The organism is Pseudomonas sp. AE27 (assembly GCF_037113495.1).
In the GTDB taxonomy this organism is placed as follows: Bacteria; Pseudomonadota; Gammaproteobacteria; order Pseudomonadales; family Pseudomonadaceae; genus Aquipseudomonas; species Aquipseudomonas palmensis.
Genome location: NZ_CP146966.1, coordinates 4,576,292 through 4,594,821, shown reverse-complemented (window position 1 = coordinate 4,594,821; position 18,530 = coordinate 4,576,292). Strand labels below are relative to the sequence as shown.

At 64.0% G+C, this 18,530-nt stretch carries 18 protein-coding genes; 16 read left to right on the top strand and 2 right to left on the bottom strand.

The genetic code is table 11. The features are described from left to right. Nucleotides 1-47: 47 nt before the first annotated feature. From cysT to V9K84_RS21045, 4 genes are all read left to right on the top strand, one after another. Nucleotides 48-866 (top strand): sulfate ABC transporter permease subunit CysT, encoded by an 819-nt coding sequence (cysT, locus tag V9K84_RS21060; protein ID WP_043859898.1) that lies wholly within the window; start codon nucleotides 48-50, stop codon nucleotides 864-866. A 14-nt stretch (nucleotides 867-880) separates the two neighbouring features. Then, a complete protein-coding gene (cysW, locus tag V9K84_RS21055; RefSeq protein WP_043859899.1) occupies nucleotides 881-1,753 on the top strand; it encodes a sulfate ABC transporter permease subunit CysW in 873 nt (290 codons plus the stop codon). Nucleotides 1,754-1,756: 3 nt separating this feature from the next. After that, complete coding sequence (locus V9K84_RS21050; RefSeq protein WP_043859900.1) at nucleotides 1,757-2,746, top strand: sulfate ABC transporter ATP-binding protein; 990 nt, start codon at nucleotides 1,757-1,759, stop codon at nucleotides 2,744-2,746. Between the two features lie 245 nt (nucleotides 2,747-2,991). After that, nucleotides 2,992-3,927 (top strand): transposase, encoded by a 936-nt coding sequence (locus tag V9K84_RS21045; RefSeq protein WP_088513811.1) that lies wholly within the window; start codon nucleotides 2,992-2,994, stop codon nucleotides 3,925-3,927. Nucleotides 3,928-4,097: 170 nt separating this feature from the next. Here V9K84_RS21045 and V9K84_RS21040 read toward each other — a convergent pair whose 3' ends face one another. Both V9K84_RS21040 and V9K84_RS21035 read right to left on the bottom strand, forming a co-directional pair. Further along, a complete protein-coding gene (locus V9K84_RS21040) occupies nucleotides 4,098-5,696 on the bottom strand; it encodes an alkaline phosphatase family protein (protein WP_088514084.1) in 1,599 nt (532 codons plus the stop codon). A 100-nt stretch (nucleotides 5,697-5,796) separates the two neighbouring features. Further along, nucleotides 5,797-6,741 carry a LysR family transcriptional regulator gene (locus tag V9K84_RS21035; protein WP_088514085.1) on the bottom strand — a complete coding sequence of 315 codons (945 nt, stop codon included), beginning with the start codon at nucleotides 6,739-6,741 and terminating at the stop codon, nucleotides 5,797-5,799. Between the two features lie 144 nt (nucleotides 6,742-6,885). On the opposite strand from V9K84_RS21035, the gene V9K84_RS21030 reads away from it, so the two are divergent. The 12 genes from V9K84_RS21030 (at nucleotide 6,886) to V9K84_RS20975 (ending at nucleotide 18,449) form a co-directional block, all read left to right on the top strand. After that, nucleotides 6,886-9,225, top strand: coding sequence for a TonB-dependent receptor (locus V9K84_RS21030; RefSeq protein WP_088514086.1), 2,340 nt, complete (start codon nucleotides 6,886-6,888; stop codon nucleotides 9,223-9,225). Nucleotides 9,226-9,477: 252 nt separating this feature from the next. Beyond that, nucleotides 9,478-10,278: an energy transducer TonB gene (locus V9K84_RS21025; RefSeq protein ID WP_088514087.1), complete on the top strand. Its 801-nt coding sequence runs from the start codon at nucleotides 9,478-9,480 to the stop codon at nucleotides 10,276-10,278. Between the two features lie 29 nt (nucleotides 10,279-10,307). Further along, nucleotides 10,308-11,030 carry a MotA/TolQ/ExbB proton channel family protein gene (locus tag V9K84_RS21020; RefSeq protein WP_088514088.1) on the top strand — a complete coding sequence of 241 codons (723 nt, stop codon included), beginning with the start codon at nucleotides 10,308-10,310 and terminating at the stop codon, nucleotides 11,028-11,030. Between the two features lies 1 nt (nucleotide 11,031). Next, a complete protein-coding gene (locus V9K84_RS21015; RefSeq protein WP_043859906.1) occupies nucleotides 11,032-11,433 on the top strand; it encodes a biopolymer transporter ExbD in 402 nt (133 codons plus the stop codon). A gap of 226 nt (nucleotides 11,434-11,659) precedes the next feature. Continuing rightward, nucleotides 11,660-12,241, top strand: coding sequence for an alpha/beta hydrolase (locus V9K84_RS21010; protein ID WP_088514089.1), 582 nt, complete (start codon nucleotides 11,660-11,662; stop codon nucleotides 12,239-12,241). 66 nt (nucleotides 12,242-12,307) lie between these two features. After that, the gene (locus tag V9K84_RS21005) at nucleotides 12,308-13,249 is read left to right on the top strand and encodes a sigma 54-interacting transcriptional regulator (RefSeq protein WP_043859908.1); all 942 of its coding nucleotides are present in this window, start codon (nucleotides 12,308-12,310) and stop codon (nucleotides 13,247-13,249) included. A 163-nt stretch (nucleotides 13,250-13,412) separates the two neighbouring features. Further along, nucleotides 13,413-14,051 carry a hypothetical protein gene (locus V9K84_RS21000; RefSeq protein ID WP_054915895.1) on the top strand — a complete coding sequence of 213 codons (639 nt, stop codon included), beginning with the start codon at nucleotides 13,413-13,415 and terminating at the stop codon, nucleotides 14,049-14,051. Between the two features lie 211 nt (nucleotides 14,052-14,262). Further along, nucleotides 14,263-15,048 (top strand): MetQ/NlpA family ABC transporter substrate-binding protein, encoded by a 786-nt coding sequence (locus V9K84_RS20995; protein ID WP_043859910.1) that lies wholly within the window; start codon nucleotides 14,263-14,265, stop codon nucleotides 15,046-15,048. Between the two features lie 450 nt (nucleotides 15,049-15,498). Continuing rightward, entirely contained in the window at nucleotides 15,499-16,164 is a 666-nt protein-coding gene (locus tag V9K84_RS20990; RefSeq protein ID WP_043859911.1) for an amino acid ABC transporter permease, read from the top strand. Then, the gene (locus tag V9K84_RS20985; protein ID WP_043859912.1) at nucleotides 16,145-16,804 is read left to right on the top strand and encodes an amino acid ABC transporter permease; all 660 of its coding nucleotides are present in this window, start codon (nucleotides 16,145-16,147) and stop codon (nucleotides 16,802-16,804) included. Before V9K84_RS20990 ends, V9K84_RS20985 begins: the two co-directional genes overlap by 20 nt. Beyond that, nucleotides 16,801-17,574: an amino acid ABC transporter ATP-binding protein gene (locus V9K84_RS20980; protein ID WP_088514090.1), complete on the top strand. Its 774-nt coding sequence runs from the start codon at nucleotides 16,801-16,803 to the stop codon at nucleotides 17,572-17,574. Before V9K84_RS20985 ends, V9K84_RS20980 begins: the two co-directional genes overlap by 4 nt. Further along, entirely contained in the window at nucleotides 17,571-18,449 is an 879-nt protein-coding gene (locus tag V9K84_RS20975) for a transporter substrate-binding domain-containing protein (RefSeq protein ID WP_088514091.1), read from the top strand. Before V9K84_RS20980 ends, V9K84_RS20975 begins: the two co-directional genes overlap by 4 nt. Nucleotides 18,450-18,530 lie beyond the last annotated feature (81 nt).

Sequence of the window (18,530 nt, the reverse complement as noted above, 5' to 3'; positions counted from 1 at the left end):
GGGCCCGGGATTCGTCTCGGGCTTCGTGCGTTAAACCAGGGACTTCTATGTCGCGTCGTATCTCCCCCGTCATACCCGGCTTCGGGCTGACGCTGGGCTACACCTTGGTGTACCTCAGCCTGATAGTGCTCATACCGCTGGCGGCCATGTTCATCCATGCCGCCCAGCTCACCTGGGACCAGTTCTGGACCATCGTCACCGCACCCCGGGTGCTGGCCGCGCTCAAGCTCAGCTTCAGCACCGCGTTCTATGCGGCGCTGATCAACGGCGTGATCGGCACGCTGCTGGCCTGGGTGCTGGTGCGCTACACCTTCCCAGGGCGCAAGGTCATCGATGCGATGATCGACCTGCCGTTCGCCCTGCCCACCGCCGTGGCCGGCATCGCCCTGACCGCGCTGTATGCGCCGTCCGGTCTGGTGGGCCAGTTCGCCACCGACCTGGGCTTCAAGATCGCCTACACGCCGCTGGGCATCACCCTGGCGCTGACCTTCGTGACCCTGCCGTTCGTGGTGCGCACGGTGCAGCCGGTGCTGGCCGACATCCCGCGCGAGGTCGAAGAGGCCGCCGCGTGCCTGGGGGCCAAGCCGCTGCAGGTGTTCCGCTACGTGCTGGCGCCGGCGCTGCTGCCGGCCTGGCTGACCGGCTTCGCGCTGGCCTTCGCACGGGGTGTGGGCGAGTACGGTTCGGTGATCTTCATCGCCGGCAACATGCCGATGAAGACCGAGATCCTGCCGTTGCTGATCATGGTCAAGCTCGACCAGTACGACTACACCGGCGCCACTGCCATCGGCGTGATGATGCTGGTGGTTTCCTTCATCCTGCTGCTGCTGATCAACCTGTTGCAGCGGCGCATCGAAACCCCGTGAAGGAGGCCTGACCCATGTCTGCATCATCTGTTGGTGTGGCCGCTTCGGCCAACGCTGCCCGCCGTGGCAGCGCGATTTCACGGCGCGTGCTGATCGGCCTCGGCTGGCTGATCTTCGCGCTGTTTCTGCTGCTGCCGCTGTTCATCGTGGTGTCCCAGGGCCTGAAGATGGGCCTGGGCACCTTCTTCGAGGCGATCTTCGAGCCCGACGCGCTGTCGGCGCTCAAGCTCACCCTGATCGCGGTGGCCATCTCGGTGCCGCTGAACCTGGTGTTCGGGGTCAGCGCGGCGTGGTGCGTGAGCAAGTACAGCTTCCCCGGCAAGAGCATCCTGGTGACCCTGATCGACCTGCCGTTCTCGGTGTCGCCGGTGATAGCCGGTCTTGTCTACGTGCTGATGTTCGGTGCCCAGGGCTTCTTCGGCCCGTGGCTGCAGGACCATGACATCCAGATCGTGTTCGCCCTGCCCGGCATCGTGCTGGCGACCATCTTCGTCACCGTGCCGTTCGTGGCGCGCGAGCTGATCCCACTGATGCAGGAGCAGGGCACCCAGGAAGAGGAGGCTGCACGCCTGCTCGGGGCCAACGGCTGGCAGATGTTCTGGCACGTCACCGTACCCAACATCAAATGGGGCCTGATCTATGGCGTGGTGCTGTGCACGGCGCGCGCGATGGGCGAGTTCGGTGCGGTGTCGGTGGTGTCCGGGCATATTCGCGGGGTGACCAACACCTTGCCGCTGCATGTCGAGATCCTCTACAACGAATACAACCATGTCGCGGCCTTCAGCGTGGCCAGCCTGCTGCTGATCCTGGCGCTCTTCATCCTGCTGCTCAAGCAGTGGAGCGAGTCCCGCATTAACCGCCTGCGCCACAGCGCCGCGGAGGAATAATTCATGTCGATCGAAGTTCGTAACGTCAGCAAGCGCTTCAACGCTTTCCAGGCCCTGGACAGCATCAACCTGGATATCCACAGCGGCGAGCTGGTAGCGCTGCTGGGCCCGTCCGGCTGCGGCAAGACCACCCTGCTGCGCATCATCGCCGGGCTCGAGACGCCGGACCAGGGCAGCATCGTGTTCCATGGCGAGGACGTGTCGGGGCACGACGTGCGTGATCGCAACGTCGGCTTCGTGTTCCAGCACTACGCGCTGTTTCGCCACATGAGCGTGTTCGACAACGTCGCCTTCGGCCTGCGCATGAAGCCCAAGGGCGAGCGCCCGAACGAGACGCGCATTGCCGAGAAGGTCCACGAGCTGCTGAACATGGTGCAGCTGGACTGGCTCAGCGACCGCTACCCCGAGCAACTGTCCGGTGGCCAGCGCCAGCGTATCGCCCTGGCGCGGGCGCTGGCGGTAGAGCCCAAGGTGCTGCTGCTGGACGAGCCGTTCGGTGCGCTGGACGCCAAGGTGCGCAAGGAGCTGCGTCGCTGGCTGGCGCGGTTGCACGAAGACATCAACCTGACCTCGGTGTTCGTGACCCACGACCAGGAAGAAGCCATGGAAGTGGCCGACCGTATCGTGGTGATGAACAAGGGCGTGATCGAGCAGATCGGCTCGCCGGGCGAGGTATACGAGAACCCGGCCAGCGACTTCGTCTACCACTTTCTGGGCGACTCCAACCGCCTGCACCTGAGCGAGGACCATCACGTGCTGTTCCGTCCGCACGAAGTGTCGCTGTCGCGACAGGAGGTGGAAGGCCACCACGCAGCTGAAGTGCGTGACATCCGCCCGTTGGGCGCGACCACGCGGGTGACGCTGAAGGTGGAAGGGCAGAGCGAGCTGATCGAGGCCGAGGTGGTCAAGGACCACGACAGCCTGACCGGGTTGGCCCGTGGCGAGACGTTGTTCTTCAAGCCGAAGGTGTGGCAGAAGGTCGGCAATATCTGAGGCCTTACGGGCCTCATCGCGGGTCAAGCCCGCTTGTGTCTTGAGGAGGGGTTAGAATCTGAAGTGAGAGCGGTGAATGGCAAGCTGATAGCCCGAGGTGCCCTGAGCACGCGTGGGAGCACAAGCTGCCATTCACCGTTCTACTTTGGCGAGAGCCCGAACAGTTGGATGAGGGCCAAATCTCGAATCACAAGCGTGGGCCAAGCCAAAGTACTCTCACACCTTGAGTCTAAGAGGGTTTGGCCATGTCTTCCTCTGTCGGTATCGATGTTTCCAGTGCCACGCTCGCCGTTCACATCCGCCCCGAGGATATTAGTTTCAATGTTTCCAATGACTTGAGTGGATTTAAGCAGCTCGTCGAAAAACTTGGCGAGTACCAGGTTTCAGCCATTTTGCTTGAAGCAACCGGCGGTTATGAATGCAGTGCCCTTCGGGCACTGCAAGGTGCTGGTTTCCCGGCCTTCCGAATCAACCCCAATCGCGCCCGGGATTTCGCCAAGTCCATGGGCAAGCGTGCCAAGACCGACCCTATCGATGCAGCTGTGCTTGCCCATTTCGCCGAGGTGCTGCCGCCTCAACGTTGCGTAGCGATGACCCCTGAGCGAGCTTTGCTACGTGAACTGCTGATCCAGCGGGATCGTTTCGTCCAGCAACGTGACGATGACAAGCGCCGACTGAAGCAAGCGCAAACGGCATGTGTTTTGGCGAGTCTGGAGCGCCATATCAACTATTTGAAGGCCGAGATCAAAGCGCTTGAGCAAGAAATTGCCAAGCAGGCGGAGGAACTGCATGACGACCGCGTAGCGCAGCTCATGCAGGTCAAAGGTATCGGCCTGGTCACAGCCGCCAAACTGGTGGCCTTGCTACCGGAACTGGGTCAGGTGAGTCGCCAGGAGATCGCGGCTCTAGTGGGTGTCGCGCCGTTTAACGAAGATAGTGGCAAACACTCTGGCAAACGTTCGATCTGGGGAGGGCGGACACGAATCAGGCGGGCGCTGTACATGGCGTGCTGGGTCGTCATCCGGCACAACAAGGACTTCACTGAGCGTTATACCGCTATGAGGGCCCAGGGAAAGCTAGCGAAGGTAGCGGTAGTGGCATGCATGAGAGTCCTGATCGTCCGTTTGAATGCGATGCTCAAGGCCGGTACGCCGTGGCAGGAGCAGATCGCTCAACCGTAGGAGCCAGCTTTGCTGGCGATGCCCGGCTACGCCGGGCCAGGGGCGCTAAGCACCCCATCGACGGCAGAGCCGGCTCCTACAAAAAGACAGTTGCTCCCACAGGGATATCACTGATCCAAGGGGCAGTGGAGTACCTGTGGGAGCGGGCTTGACCCGCGAAGCGGCCCGCTTCACCACACCCCGATCTTCACCACGCTGTCCGCCTGCGGCTCCCCGTAGCGGAACCGCTCCCCCCGCCGCTCGATCTCCGCATGGCTGATCGTGGTGCGGCGCTTGAGCCCGCGCAGCCACTGCAACAGGTACCCCTGATGCACCTCGCGCACGCCGGCATGCGCCGGATCATCGCCCAGGTCGTGCCGCTCCTGCGGGTCTTCCTGCAGGTCGAACAGCTGCGCCCTGAAGCCGTCATACGCGATGTACTTGAAGCGCTCGCTGCGCACCATGGTCATGCGGCAACGGTCGATCGGCTGCCCCAGCCGCTCCCGCGCCGGGGTCTGGAACGCATAGTCGTACTCGGCAATCGCGTATTCGCGCCATCCCTGCGCCGTGCCGTGCAGCAACGGTACCAGTGACCGCCCCTCCAGCCGATGCTCGGCCCCCGGCAATCCCAGTGCGTCCAGAAACGTCGGCAGCGCATCGATGGTCTCCACCAGCCGCGCATCCACCGTGCCACGGGTGGCATCTGCCGCCCCACGCGGGTCGCGCACGATCAACGGCACACCCACCGCCTGCTCCAGCAGAAACTCCTTTTCCCCCAGCCCGTGGTCGCCCAGAAAATCACCGTGGTCGCTGGTGAACACGATCAGCGTGTCGTCCCAGCGCCCGGTGCGTCGAAGCACTTCGAACAGCCGTCCGAGCTGGTCGTCCACCTGCCTGATAAGCCCCATGTAGGTGGGGATCACCTTCAGGCGCACCTCCTCGCGAGAGAAGTTCACGCTCTCCTGATGCTGGCGGAACGCGCCATACACCGGGTGATCGCTGCGCCCGCCCGGCACCGCCGGCAGCACCTGCGCCGCGCCATACAGCGCGTGGTACGGCGCTGGCGCGATGTACGGCCAGTGCGGCTTGATGTACGACAGGTGCAGGCACCACGGCTGCTCGCCCTGTTCGGTGATGAAGTCGATGGCGCGGTCGGTGGTGTACACCGTCTCCGAATGCTGCTCGGGCAGGCGCGTGGGGCGGTCGGCGTGGCGCATGTGCCAGCCGCTGAGCACCTCGCCGTCTTCGCCCTGCGCTGCATTGGCCCAGTCGTGCCAGGGGTTGTCGCCGCCATAGCCGTGTTCGCGCAGGTAATGGGTGTATGGCGCGCTCTCGCGCTTGTCGGCGAACTGCGGGTCGTCGGGGTAGATACCGTCATGGCGCACATAGGCTTCGAAACCCACTTCATCGAGCTGCCTGGCCATGTCGGCGTCGATGCCCAGCTGCTGCTGCGCCTGAAGGTTCGGCGTGGCGTGGGTCTTGCCCACCAGCGCGGTGCGGATGCCGGCCGGGCGCAGGTAGTCGCCCAGGGTCAGCTCCTCCAGCGGCAGCGGCACGCTGTTCCAGGCCACCTGGTGGCTGCTCACATAGCGCCCGGTGTATGCCGACATGCGCGACGGCCCGCAGATGGTGCCTTGGGTATAGGCGCGGCTGAAGCGCACCCCGGCGGCGGCCAGGCGGTCGATGTTGGGCGTGTGCAGGTGCGGGTGGCCGTAGCACGACAGGTAATCGCGACGCAGTTGGTCGCACATGATGTACAGCACGTTGCGCACGGGGGCAGGTTGGGTCATGGCGCTCACCGGTTGAAAGTCTGGTGAGTGATTTCGCCCTGCACGCCACGCGACCACAAGCGCATTTGCCGAATACCTTCGATGCGCCCGGCGCAACACCTCAGATGGCCAGGCGCTCCAGGTTGCACAGGTCCTGGTCGGCCTGATCGGTGGCGACGATCTGCGCGATCATTGCCTCGGCCAGCGGCGACAGGCGCTGGCGCGCACGGCTGACGATGCCGTAGCGGGTGTACAGCTCCTCGCAGTCGTCGTGCAGGCCGTCGATGTTCAGGCGCACCAGTTGCTGGGCTGCGCTGTGCAGCGCATCGCTGTTGGCGCTGCAGATGCCGATCGCGTCGGAGTTCAGCACCACCCCCAGCAGGCTGTAGCCGTTCTCGCACTCGACGCTGGCGGTGAAGTCCGGGCGCCCGCTCAGGTCGCTGATCACCTTGCGCAGGTTGGGCGGGCGCAGGGTCACCGCCAGTGGGTAGGCCAGCAGTTGCTCGGCGCTGACGTTCGGCAGTTGCGCCAGCGGGTGCGCGGCGCGGCAGCAGAAGTGCCAGCGGCGCGGGCGCAGGCGCACGGTGTGGTAGGCCGGGTCGGCCTCGAAGCGGCGGGTGTCGGCCACGAAGAACTCGAACTCCTCGGCCAGCAGGCGCTTGTCCAGGTTCTGCCAGTCATCCACCTGAAAGCGCACCCGTGCCCTGGGGTAGCGCCCGATGAACGTGCCGATGGCACGCGGCACCAGCCCGGCGGCCGGCGCCGGACCGCAGCCAAAGCGCAGCTCGCCGGCCTCCAGGCCGTTGAACTGGCTGATCTCGTTGCTCAACTGATGCGCGCCGCTGACCAGCCGGCGTGCATGTTCGAGCACCACCAGGCCCTGCTTGGTCGGCGCCAGCTCCTTGCTCGACCGGTCCACCAGCAGGCACCCGGCGCTGTGTTCCAGGGCCTGGATGCTACGGCTGAAGGCCGATTGCGAAAGGCTCACCGCGTTCGCCGCCGCCACGAAGCTGCGGTGCTCGGCAAGCGCGATCAGGTGGCGAAGCTGGCGTAGGTCGATATGCATTTTTCACATGAAAAGTATCGGGCAAATGCATTTGCTCTGCCTCGGCTGCACTCCTTATAAAGGCAATCTCTTATGCAGTAAACATATGTGAAATCATAAATAAATAACTTTAATGAATATAAATTCCTTGCCCAGGAGCCGCCCATGCGCCCGTCTTCCCCCGCCGCACCCTTGTCTTCCCGACGGCTCAAGCGCCTGCCGCTGGCCTTGCTGCTGGCCGGCAGCGCGCATTGGCTGCCGGCCCAGGCGGCTACCGACGCGACGCCCGAGGTCAAGCCCGACAGCCAGCTCAAGGCCGTCACCGTGACTGCGCGCCGACGTGAAGAGAGCGCCCAGGACGTGCCCACGCCGATGAGCGTGCTCGACGGCCAGGCCCTGGAAAGCCAGCGCGTGTACCGCATCCAGGACCTTCAGCAGTTGGTGCCCAGCGTCAACGTGGCCTACATGCATGCGCGCCAGTCCAGCGTGTCGATCCGCGGCCTGGGCAACAACCCGGCCAGCGACGGCCTGGAAGGCAGCGTGGGGCTGTACCTGGACAACGTCTACCTCGGCCGCCCCGGCATGGCGGTGTTCGACCTCATGGACATCGAGCAGCTCGAAGTGCTGCGCGGCCCCCAGGGCACCCTGTTCGGCAAGAACACCACTGCGGGGGTCATCAACATCAGCACCCGTGCGCCCAGCTTCACCCCCGAGCGCAGCATCGAGGCCTCGGTGGGCGAGGACGGCTACTTCCAGACCAAGGGCACGCTTTCCGGCCCGCTCACCGAGACCCTGGCCGGTCGCTTCTCGGCCTACCGCACGCGCAGCGACGGCGACATCAGCAACGAGCACGACGGCCACACCCTCAACGGTGGCGCGCGCCAGGGCTTTCGCGGGCAACTGCTGTACAAGCCCAGCGAGCAATTCAACCTGCGCTGGATCGGCGACTACAACGAGGAAGACTCCAGCGCCGGCACCCGCGTGCTGTACAGCACCGGGCCGACCATCAACGGCGTCAACCGCTATGAAAACCGTGCGGCGGCGGCCGGTGCCACGCTGGTCGACGGCCGCCACCGCAAGGTCAACCTGGACGACGACCAGAAGGTCACGGTGTTCCAGGGCGGCACCTCGCTGGAGGCCAACTGGACCCTGGACAACGACTTCACCCTGACCTCCATCAGCAGCTACCGCTGGTGGGACTTCACCCCGCGCAACGACGACGGCCTGGATGTGCCGGCAACCTACAACGCCGGGGTGTCGGTGCAAGACAAGCAGTACTCCCAGGAATTTCGCCTGGCCTCGCCCACGGGCGGCTTCTTCGACTACGTACTGGGCGCGTACTACTTCGGCTCCAACCTGGACAACAAGTCCTTCGCCTTCTACGGCCCCCAGGCCGACGTGTGGAACGGCACGCCGACCGGTGCGCTGGCCAACGTCAGCTCGGTGGGCAAGGGGCACATCAAGACCGACAGCTTCGCCCTGTTCGGCCAGGGCACCTGGCACCTCACCCCGCGCCTGGACTTCACCGCCGGGATACGCGGCACCTACGAAGAGAAAAGCGCCTGGGTCAACCGCAGCGCCCCGGTGGGCGGCGCTGCGGTCAGCGGGGCGGCGGCAGCGGTACGCCAGGGACGGGCCGGTGCGTATGACTCGGGCGACCTCAACCAGTACAGCACCAGCCCCTCGGGCCTGCTCAACCTCAGTTACCGCTTCACCGACGACCTGCTGGGCTACGCCACGCTGTCCCACGGCGAGAAGTCCGGCGGGGTCAACCTGGCGGTGGGCACCGCACCGGTGGCTGGCGCCGACTCGTTGCTGATCGGCACCGAGCGCGCCAACAACGCCGAACTGGGCTTCAAGAGCACCCTGTGGGACCGCCGCCTGCAACTGAACGCCAACCTGTTCTGGACCCAGGTCAACGGCTACCAGACCAACGCCTACGACGACGCCAACCGCGTGCAGTACCTGACCAACGCAGGCTCGGTGCGCTCACGCGGGGTCGAGTTCGACAGCACCCTGGTGCCGCTGCGCGGCCTTACGCTGAACCTCAACGGCTCGTTCAACGACGTGCGCTACCTCGCCTACAAGGACGCCCCGTGCGCGCCGGAGGTGGCTCTGCACCCGGGTGCCCCGGCCGCCTGCGACCTCAGCGGGCATCAGGTGGTCGGCGCCTCCAAATGGATCGCCAACGCCAACGGGCAGTACCAGTGGGACCTGGACAACGGCCTGCAGCCCTATGTCACCGCCAGCTATGCGTTCCGTTCCAGGGCGGTGGGCACGGTCGAGGACTCGGACTTCGCGCAGATCCCCAGCTACGCCGTGGTCAACCTCAGTACCGGCCTGCGCGGCGATGCCGGGGGCGGGCAGTGGGACGTGTCGCTATGGCTGAAGAACGCCTTCGACAAGACCTACTACACCACCCTGTGGAGCGCCGCCAACGGCGGCTACGAAGGGCTGCTCGGCACCCCGCGGACCCTGGGCGTGACCGGTCGCTATGACTTCTGAGGGGTTTTTCGATGCCTTTGGCGAATATTTTCGATGCCGCAAAGGCATTGCCAGATCAGCAATGCCCTCCAGCCCTTGATTGGCGCGGGCTAGAGCGGTTCAGCGGTTTTGTATATGCGATCAGGTTCTATCCATAACTTTAAAGATTACTTTAAGAGATAAGCAGCACGCGTCGATCATCCACCTCAGCGAAGGCCGGCCAGACCGGGCGGCCTTCGATGCACATGCACCGAACCTCCCAGGAGTTGATCAATGGGTAATGTCCAGACCGCCGCCAGTGCTCTCGATGTGCTTTGGCGCCAGGCGCCGGGCGGCGAGCTGGTCGACCTCGGTCGGCCGCACCGGTTGCCGCTGGCGCAACAGCGCTTGCAGCGCACCCCGCGCAGTGCCTTGAAGGGCCGCGAGAAGGTGCTGCTCGGGGTTTTCGCGCTGGTGCTGCATGGTGCCGTGGCCTACTGGGTCAGCCAGGCACCGGCCCCGGTGTTGCCGGTGGTTCCACCGGAAATCCCGCCGATGACCATCGAGTTTTCCCAGCCGGCGCCACCGGTTGTCGAGCCGCCGCCCCCGGCGCCGGCCGAGCCTGTGGTGGAGCCACCACCGCCGGTGGTCGACGAGTTGGCCGTCAAGCCGCCGCCACCGCCCAAGCCGGTACCCAAGCCCAAGCCAAAGCCGGTGCCCAAGCCCGAGCCCAAGCCTGCGCCCAAACCGGTCGAGCCGCCGCCGGCACCGCCACAACCTGCCGCCCCGCCTGCGCCACCTGCCCCGGCGCCGGTGACCCCGGCTTCGGCCAGCGCGGCGTACCTGAAGAACCCGCCGCCGGAATACCCGTCGCTGGCCCAGCGTCGCGGCTGGGAAGGCACCGTGCTGCTGCGGGTGCATGTGTTGCCCAGCGGCAAGCCTGGCGAGATCCAGTTGCAGAAGAGCAGTGGTCGCCAGCAGCTCGACGACGCCGCGCTGGCGGCGGTAAAGCGCTGGAGCTTCGTGCCGGCCAAGCAGGGCGACGTGGCCCAGGCGGGCTGGGTCAGCGTGCCGATCGATTTCAAGATTCGCTAAAAATTTCGCGCTAACAGAGAGAAACCATCATGAGTGTATTGGCATCCCCCCTTGAATCCATCGAAAGCGCGGTGATCTGGCTGCTGGTGGTGTTTTCCGTCGCGACCTGGGGCCTGGCCCTGGTCAAGGGCTTGCAGTTCGCCCGTCTTAAGAACCAGGACAAGCGCTTCCACAAGCAGTTCTGGGCGGCCTCAAGCCTTGATTCGGCCGCCGAACTCACCCAGACCCAGCCCGGCGCCGCCGCCCGCGTGGCCCAGGCCGGCTACGCCGCCATCGCGGTGGGCGAGCCCGGCCAGACCAATGACCTGAGCCAGGCGATCAATCACCAGGACCGCCTCGAACGTGCCCTGCGCCAGCAGATCGTGCGTGAGCGCCGCTCGCTGGAAACCGGCCTGGCGGTGGTGGCCAGTATCGGCAGCACGTCGCCGTTCATCGGCCTGTTCGGTACCGTGTGGGGCATCATGGAAGCGCTCAAGGGCATCAGTGCGGCGGGCTCGGCGAGCCTGGAAACCGTGGCCGGGCCGATTGGTGCGGCGCTGGTGGCCACGGGTGTGGGGATCGCGGTCGCGGTGCCGGCGGTGCTGGTTTACAACTACTTCCTGCGTCGCCTGAAACTCACGGCGGCCGACCTCGACGACTTTGCCCACGACTTCTACAGCCTGGCGCAGAAGAGTGCCTTCCGCGTGCTGGTGCACCCTGCGCTTCACAAAGCTGCAACAGTGAGCGGCCAACCTGTGAAAGAGGCGTCCTGACATGGCCTTTTCTACCCAGGACAGTGACGAGGTACTCAGCGAGATCAACGTGACGCCGCTGGTGGACGTGATGCTGGTGCTGCTGGTGGTGTTCATCGTGACCGCGCCGTTGTTGACCAACGCGATCCCGATCAGCCTGCCCAAGACCGAGGCCGTGGCCCCGGTGGAGCAGAAGGACCCGCTGGTGGTGAGCATCGATGGGGGCGGCAAGTTGTTTATCAACAAGGACGAGATCCAGCCGGACTTGCTGGAGACCAGCTTGCAGGCGGCCAAGGCCAAGGACCCGGAGGTACGCGTGCAACTGCAGGCGGACGACGGTGTGAATTATGGGGAAGTGGCGCGCGCCATGGCCTCGATCGAGCGGGCGGGTATCACCAAGCTTTCGGTGATCACCGCGCGTTGAACACGATGCAACGGTAAGGGCAACGCATTCGGGGGCCGTATCCTGGCAGGGGACGGCCCCTTTTTTTATGCCCGCTCCGAAGGCGCCGATACCAGCGCCCACAGGGTTGCACACAGTATTCGGAAAGCAGTTTTGGTTATTAATAAATAGCTTCTTATTCCTTTACGAATATAACCCCCGCCCTATACTTGCCCTCATGCAATGCAAACCCAGCAGGAGGCATCTCATGCGCAATGAGTCGATTCGTTACCTGATTGTGCCGGGCTGGCAAGGATCGCCAGACGATCACTGGCAAACCCACTGGCAGAACAGCCTGCCCAACAGTGGCCGCGTCGAACAGGCCGACTGGATCACCCCGCGTCGTGAAGACTGGGTTGCCGCGCTCGAACATGCCATCGCCGCCGACACCTCGCCGGTGATCCTGATCGCCCACAGCCTGGGCTGCATCACCGTCGCGCATTGGGCCGCCCACGCCAGCGAAACCCTGCTGCAGCAGGTACGTGGCGCACTGCTGGTGGCCCCGGCCGACGTCGAACGCCCGGCCTGTGCACCGGCCCTGCGCAACTTCGCGCCGATTCCGCAGAACCTGCTGCCGTTTCCCAGCCAGGTGGTCACCTCCGACAACGATCCGGCGGTCAGTGCGCCACGGGCGATGCAACTGGCCCGCGCCTGGGGCGCAGAAGCCGGTGTGCTCGGCGGCGCCGGGCATATCAACGTCAAGTCCGGACACCGGCGCTGGGAGCAGGGCTTTGCCTACCTCTATCGCCTGCAGAGCCGCCTGGAACAGCACGCACTGCGTCGCGCCTGACCCCGGGCGCTACCCTCTTTTTCATCAAGACGTCCGCGCCGTGAGTCGCTCGGGCGGGAGTTTGCCATGAGCCTTCACGACACCTACGGCCAGCCACTGCTGACCTTCCCCGAGAGCGACAAGAGCCCGTTGAGCATCCGCGCCAAGGCGCTGGTGTTCGTCGACCCACGCTCGCGCCAGCTGCGCGAAGAGCTGGAGCTGCTGGCGCCGCTGGCCTTGCCCGTGCTGATCCGCGGCGAAAGCGGCACCGGCAAGGAGCTGCTGGCCCGGCAGATCCACCGCGCCAGCGACCGCGGCGGGCTGTTCGTCTCGGTCAACTGCGGCGCCATCAGCCCCACCTACGCCGACGCCGAACTGTTCGGCTACAGCGCCGGCGCCCACAGTGGTACCGCCAGCAGCCGCGCCGGCTGGTTCGGCTCGGCCAACGGCGGCACGCTGTACCTGGATGAAATCGCCGACCTGCCGCTGCCGATCCAGGTCAAGCTGCTGGCTGCCCTGGAAAACCGCGAAGTCACCCGCGTTGGCGCCCAGCAACCCAACCCGGTGGACGTGCGCCTGGTGGCCGCCTCCAGCATCGACCTGGCCCAGGCGGTGGCCGCCGGCAAGTTCCACGACCGTCTCTACCACTACCTGCACGAAGGCCGCCTCGAGCTGCCCGCGTTGCGCGAGCGGGTGGGCGATATCCTGCCGCTGGCCGAGTACTTCGTCGGCATCTACAGCCCGCGCCTGAACTTGGCCGTGCCGCCGCTGCTCAGCGAGGCCGCGCAGCGGGTGCTGGAACTGCACAGCTGGCCGGGCAACACCCGCGAGCTGGAAAACGTCATTCACTTCGCCCTGCTGGTCAGCAGCGGGGAGGAAATACTGCCCGAGCATCTGAACCTGCCGGAAACCTTGACGCCGCTGGCCGCGTTGGAGCGGCAGATCGAGGTGTTGCTGCGCGCAGGTGCAAGTGAGCGCAGTGGCCTGAAGGCCTTGCTGGAGAAGGTGGCGCTGCGGTTGGGTGTGTAGGCGTAACGCACAGGCGGTTGTCTGCGGAGCAACCGTTGCAGATGCGAATGAGGTGGATTACCTTCTTGCTTCGCAAGCCTTGGATCGCTTGAAGCATTGAAAGGATTTTCATGAAAAACCTACCTTGCGCGGTACGTGTCTTCCTTGCCCAGGCCAGCCGCTGATGCGCCTGTCGATGCTGTGCATGAGCACGCTGCTCGCTTCCTTTTCGGCAAGCGCCGAGCTGGAGATTCTACCGCTCAGTGGCAATACCCATATCCAGAAGGTCATTGAGAAAAGGGCGGTCTCGCCCACGGCCGAGCCAGAGAAGAACTCGACCTTTCCTGGTTTCGAGCAATTCAGTTCGATGATCACACTCGCCCAGGCGAGCGACAGAAGGCTGGCTCAAGCCGTCCGATTCAAATCGCAATCCCGAGCAGCGATCGAGAAGTTGCAATGTCGGCTGTCCAAAGAACTCCCCTCCGGGGTCGAGATGAAGGAGGGCGGCTTGAACGGCGTCATGTCGCTTTACTCGTGCGGCGATGATTATGTGGTGACCTACGAGACCCACTATGAGCGCGAGCTGACACAGCGCGTGGTGGTTTACGACGATGATTACGCCAAGCCTCAGGACCCCGGCAAGCCCCTGGTGAAAACGTCGGAAAAAGTAATGGGTGGGGTCAGGAGGACAGGATTGCGCTGGATGAATTCCACGCATGAGATCAGGTATGACATCTACGCCAATGTGCAGGGTGATGGTGCACTCGAGAAGGAACTGGCCACTGTCATCACCGAGGTTGCCATCGAGACCGCTAATCGATAGACCGCGAGCATTGTCTGTTGCGGCGCCGGATGCACCTGGCAGGCCAGCCGGTGCTCTCTTCTTTATCAGTCAAAAAGATATAAGCGTCTGCATAAAAGATATTGTTAAGGAATAAAAAATCTCGGTATTGTCGCCTCCACGCCAGCTAGCACAATACTGGCACCCTCTCTTCCGCCGTCGACGATGGCTGTGATTCGAATAAGGACTGCGCATGAAAAAGGCTTTGTTGTTGACTGCATTGGCAGCCGCTCTGTCGGTTGCAGGCTTCGCCCACGCCGGCCAGAAGCTGGTGGTTGCCGCCACCCCGGTGCCCCACGCCGAGATCCTCGAGCTGATCAAGCCAACCCTGGCCAAGGAAGGCGTGGACCTGGAAATCAAGGTGTTCACCGACTACGTGCAGCCCAACGTGCAGGTCGATCAGAAGCGTCTGGACGCCAACTACTTCCAGACCCTGCCCTACCTCAAGAGCTTCAACGAAGGTAAAGGCACCCACCTGGAAACCGTGATCGGCGTACACGTCGAACCGTTCGGTGGCTACTCGAAGAAGGTCAAGAGCCTGGCCGAGCTCAAGGACGGCGCCACCATCGCCATCCCCAACGAAGGCTCCAACAGTGGCCGTGCGCTGATCCTGCTGCAGAAGGCCGGGCTGATCGAACTCAAAGATCCGAAAAACGCCCTGGCCACGCCCAAGGACATCGCCAAGAACCCGCACAACTTCAAGTTCAAGGAGCTTGAGTCGGCCCTGCTGCCACGCGTGCTGGACCAGGTCGACCTGGACATGATCAACACCAACTATGCGCTGGAAGCCGGCCTGAACCCGGCCAAGGATGCCCTGGTGATCGAGGGTTCCGACTCGCCTTACGTGAACTTCCTGGTGGCGCGCCCCGACAACAAGGACAGCGACGCCATCCAGAAGCTGGCCAAGGCCCTGACCAGCCCTGAAGTGAAAGCCTTCATCGAGCAGAAATACAAAGGCGCGGTACTGCCGGCGTTCTGATTCGCCCGCTGTAGACCGCACGATGCAAAACGCCGACTCCGGTTACCGGGTCGGCGTTTTTTTTGAATGGGGTTTCAGCGTGGTGTGTTGACCGCGCGGCGCAGGGCCGTCAGCCATTTGATCAGTTCGCTGGGGTCGAGGGTCGGCTGGTCGCTGTTCATGGTGTTGTTTTCCTTGTGGGTTGAACGGCCCACGGGGCCGCGCACGACAGCTGTTTGATGGCGCGCGCGCGGGAAAGATCCCGCCTGCCACGAGGAAATTTGCGGTTAGTTTTTTGCGTGATATCAATATGCAATAAAGATATTTAAATAAATATTTTTATAGCTTTAGAGTATTACAAAAGTGCTTACCGGCACGCCCAACCCTAGCCGCCACCGCCCGTCTACCCTCGGGCCGGTTCGAGACCACCCCCATGCAGCGCACCCTGTTTCGGGCGCCGAGGCCACGCCGATGAGCTTCGACGTCGCATTCATCCTCAGCACATTGCCCGCGTTTCTCAAGGCCGTCGGGGTCACCCTGCAGGTCGGCCTGATCGCCATCGCCACCTCGCTGGTGGTGGCCGTGATCAACACCGCGATCCTGGTCTACCGCACGCCCTACCTGCAGCGTGCCGTGGGCCTGTACGTGGAGCTGGCACGCAACACGCCGCTGCTGATCCAGCTGTTTTTCGTGTACTTCGCGCTGCCCAGCCTGGGCCTGAAGATTTCCGGCTTCGCCGCCGCGATCATCACCATGACGTTTCTCGGCGGGGCCTACCTGACCGAGGTGCTGCGCGCCGGTGTCGAGGCGGTGCCCGCCGCACAACTGGAGTCCGGGCGCTCCATCGGGTTGTCCGAAGGCCAGCTGCTGCGCCACGTGATCCTGCCCCAGGCTGGCATCCTCAGCCTGCCGGCGCTGTTCGCCAACTTCATCTTCCTGCTCAAGGAAACCACCGTGGTGTCGGCGGTGGCGGTGCCCGAAATTCTCTACACCACCAAGAGCTACATCGCCCTGTACTACAAGACCTACGAAATGCTCGCGGTGCTGACGCTGATCTGCGTGCTGCTGTTCTTGCCGTTGTCGCTGCTGCTGAGCCGCCTGGAAAGGAGGTTGCAACATGGCCAGTTCGGGTCTTGAACTGCTGCTGGTGTCGCTGCCGCAACTGGCCCAGGGCGCCGCGCAAACCCTGTCGATCTCGGCCCTGGGCATCGCCTTCAGCACCCTGGGCGGGGTGCTCTACGGCGTGCTCGCCACCCTTGGCAAGCGCAGCGTGAACCTGGTGCTGCGGGTGTACCTGGAGCTGTTTCGGGCGATACCGGTACTGGTGTGGCTGTACCTGCTGTTCTTCGGCCTGCCGATCTTCTTTGCCGTGAGCATTCCCAGCTTCTGGTGCGCGGTGCTGGTGCTGTCGCTGTGGGGTGCCAGCGAGGTGGGCGAGGTGGTGCGCGGTGCACTGCATTCGCTGCCGCGCGGGCAACGCGAGGCGGGGCTGTCGATCGGCCTGGATGGCTGGCAGCTGTATGGCTACGTGCTGCTGCCCCAGGCACTCAAGCGCATGACCCCGCCGACCATCAACATCTACACGCGCATCATCAAGACCAGTTCGCTGGCGGTGCTGATCGGCGTGGTGGACGTGATCAAGGTGGGCCAGCAGATCATCGAGCGCACCTATGAGTCGGTGCTGATCTACGGCGCGCTGTTCCTGTTCTTCTTTTTCATCTGCTACCCGCTGTCGGCCGCCTCGCGGGCGCTGGAGCGGCGCTGGACACACGCATGAGCGCATTGATCGAGTTCAAGGGTTTCAACAAGTTCTTCGGTGAGCACCAGGTGCTCAAGGACATCGACCTGCAGGTGCGCAGCGGCGAAGTGGTGGTGATCCTGGGCCCTAGCGGCTGCGGCAAGAGCACCCTGCTGCGCTGCCTCAATGGCCTGGAAGTGGCCCACGGCGGCAGCCTGACACTGGCCGGTAAAGAGTTGCTGAGCAAGGCCACCGACTGGCGCCAGGTGCGCCAGCAGGTGGGCATGGTATTCCAGAGCTACCACCTGTTCGGCCACATGAGCGTGATGGAAAACCTGCTGCTCGGGCCGCTCAAGGTGCAGAAGCGCGAACGCCTCGAGGCCCAGGCCCAGGCCGAAGCACTGCTGGCGCGGGTGGGCCTGCTGGACAAGCGCGACGCCTATCCGCGCCAGCTTTCCGGTGGCCAGCAGCAGCGTATCGCCATTGTGCGTTCGCTGTGCATGAACCCGCAGGTGATGCTGTTCGACGAGGTGACCGCCGCCCTCGACCCGGAGATGGTCAAGGAAGTGCTGCAGGTGATCCAGGGCCTGGCCCGCGACGGCATGACCCTGTTGATCGTGACCCATGAAATGGCCTTCGCTCGCGCGGTGGCCGACCGCATCGTGTTCATGGAGGCCGGCAGGATCCTTGAACAGAGCCCCCCCGAGAGCTTCTTTACGAACCCGCAGACCGCACGCGCGCAGCAGTTCCTGGAGAAATTCTCCTTTGTCGAAAGCCTGCCCAAGACACCACACAAGGAACTGTCATGAAGACTGCCCACGCTTCAAAACTGCTGCTGTCGCTGTTCACCCTGGCCGTACTGGCCGGGTGCAACAAATCCGAAGCGCCGAGCAAGCCTGCCGCCAATGCCGCAGCGCCGGCCACCAGCTACCTGGAAACCATCAAGGCCCGCGACAAACTGATCGTCGGCGTGTTCACCGACAAGCCGCCATTCGGCTATGTGGATGAAAGCGGGCGCTATGTGGGTTTTGACACCGACATCGGTCGCGAGCTGGCCAAGTCGCTGCTGGGCGACGAGAACAAGGTCGAGTTCGTGGCCGTGGAGCCGGCTAGCCGCATTCCCTTCCTGCAGAGCGACAAGGTCGACCTGATTCTGGCCAACATGACCGTGACCCCGGAGCGCAAGGAAGCGGTGGAGTTCACCAACCCCAACCTGCGCGTGGCGGTACAGGCGCTGGTGCCCGAGGGCAGCGAGGTGAAGAAGCTCGAAGACCTGGCGGCCAAGACCACCATCGTCACCACCGGCACCACGGCGGACATCTGGCTGACCAAGAACCACCCGGACTGGAAACTGCTCAAGTTCGAGAAGAACTCCGAGTCGTTGCAGGCGTTGGCCAATGGCCGTGGCGATGCGTATGCGCAGGACAACCTGATCCTGTTCAGCTGGTCCAAGCAGAACCCGGGCTACCGCGTGCTGGACGAGAAGCTGGGCGAGGAAGCGCCGATTGCGCCGGCGGTGAAGAAGGGCAACATCGAGCTGCGTGACTGGGTCAACAGCGAGCTGGCGCGTCTGGGCGAGCAGAAGTACCTGCTCAAGCTGTATGACCAGTACGTGCGCAAGGAGCTTAGCGACGACACCAAGCCGGAGAGCGTGATCGTCGAGGGCGGCAAATGGCAGGGCTGAGGCCTTAGCACCGCGTTGCGTTCTTCGCCGGCAAGGCCGGCTCCTACACGTCCCTGTAGGAGCCGGCCTTGCCGGCGAATG